1 protein-coding gene is annotated in these 1,766 nt (G+C 72.0%); it reads right to left on the bottom strand.

The window, feature by feature from the left end:
• Window positions 1-158: 158 nt before the first annotated feature.
• On the bottom strand, window positions 159-1,766 hold a 1,608-nt coding region (locus FMP39_RS37080; protein WP_141594686.1), incomplete at its 5' end, for an MYXO-CTERM sorting domain-containing protein.

Genomic DNA, 1,766 nt, shown 5'->3' with positions numbered 1-1,766 from the left:
GCTGCCTCAAGGCGCCGCTCCTGCTGCTGCTCGGCGGAGAGCCGGCGAGGCTGCCAAGCCATGGGAAGTGCACCTCCTCACGAACTCAACAGCATCGCTCTTAACCTCACTCCCTGAAGCTCATTAGCGCACCGGGCAGGCCGGCCGTTCGCGGACCGCTATCCGCGCCGCCGCCGCGACAGGCCGGCCAGTCCCGCCAGCAGCACCCAGGAGCCCACCACGCCCACGGGCGATGCGCCGCAGCCACACCCCACGTCGAGCGCCGCGGGCCCCCGCACCTCGAAGCCCGTCGTCCGCGAGCGCGCCGGCACGCGGCTGGAGGTGACGAGGTGCTCCTGCGCCGCGACATCGTGCGAGCCCACGGACAGCGCGCTCTCGCGGGGCACCTGGTAACGGAAGGCCCCGGTGTCATCGGCCGTCACCGTGGCGACTTCAATGCCGTCCACCTCGATGACCACCGTTGCCCCAGCCGTCGCCGCGCCCGCGAACAGCGGCGTGGAGTCCACCACCTCGCCATCAGCGGGAACCACCAGCACCGGCCAACCGTCCTCCGGGACCTGGGTGCCGCCATCTCCCTGGGACGTGCCCGCATCCTGCTCGGACGTCCCTCCGTCACCCTCGCCGCTCACCGCCTGGGACTCGAAGCGGATGGGCTGCGAGTAGGGCCCGCTGATTCCCGCCTCGTTGTGCGAATGAACGGTGACGAAATGAGGGCCCGGTGCCAGCGGCGATTCAGCAGGCCACTGGTAGCGGAAGCGGCCCGCGCCATCCACGGGGATGATGACCTCCGCGCCATTGTCCACCTCGATGCCCACCGTCGGCCCGTTGGGCGCGACGCCCGCGAACAGCGGCGTGGTTCCCACCGTCTCCCCGTCCTGCGGAATCACCAGGATGGGCTCCACCACCACGCCACCATCCTCCAGGGTGGCCGCGACAGAGAACGACACAGGCGCGGAGGGCGCGCTGTACGCCCCCATCGCCTCCGCCACCACGTGGACCGTGCGCGTGCCGACATCGAGCGGCGCCTGCTGCGGAGGGATGCCAGCGGTGAACACACCATCCGCGCCAGAGCTCACCTGAAGCCGCTCCACGCCATCGACGAACACGAGGACTCGAACGCCCGGGTCCGCCCGGCCTTCGAAGCGAGGACGGTGAGGAACGCCCACCGCTCCGGTCACGGGAGCGCTGACAGACGGCGTCCCGGGCGTGCGGTAGGCCACGTGGTATTCCTCGGCGAAGCCTTCGCTCCCCGTACCCGCGCCATTCGTTCCGCCATCCGACGGGGTGAGGGTCCCGGCAGCGCCGCCCGACACGCTCCTGGGACACGACGCCGTCGCCCCTTGCAACAGCACGCCGCCGCCGCCGCCGCCACCGCCCGGGCCGAGCACCCAGCCCGGGTAGCTGACGTTGCCGCCGTTGCCGCCCGCGGCTCGGGCGCTCCCGCAGGACAGTGAGTCCTGCGCGCGAAGGATGAGGACACCACCCGCGCCACCACCGCCCGCGCCATCGTCTCCCGGCGTGTGGCTGGCGGCGAGCCCATCCGCGGAGAAGCGCCCGGCACCCGAGAACGCCCTGGCCCGGATGAACACGACTCCGCCGCCCGCGCCGCCACTCGAGCCCAGGTCATCGTTGCCCTCCCCCGCACCACCGCCACTCCCGAAGACAAACGTGTCGATGAGCGAGTACTTCGTGGGCGCGCCACCGAAACCGCCCACGTCCCGCATCATGTCCGCCTCCGACGTGCGGCCCCCGACACCGCCCCGGCC

Source organism: Myxococcus sp. AB056 (assembly GCF_006547365.1).
GTDB lineage: Bacteria > Myxococcota > Myxococcia > Myxococcales > Myxococcaceae > Myxococcus > Myxococcus virescens.
This window is presented reverse-complemented; position numbering and strand designations above follow the sequence as displayed.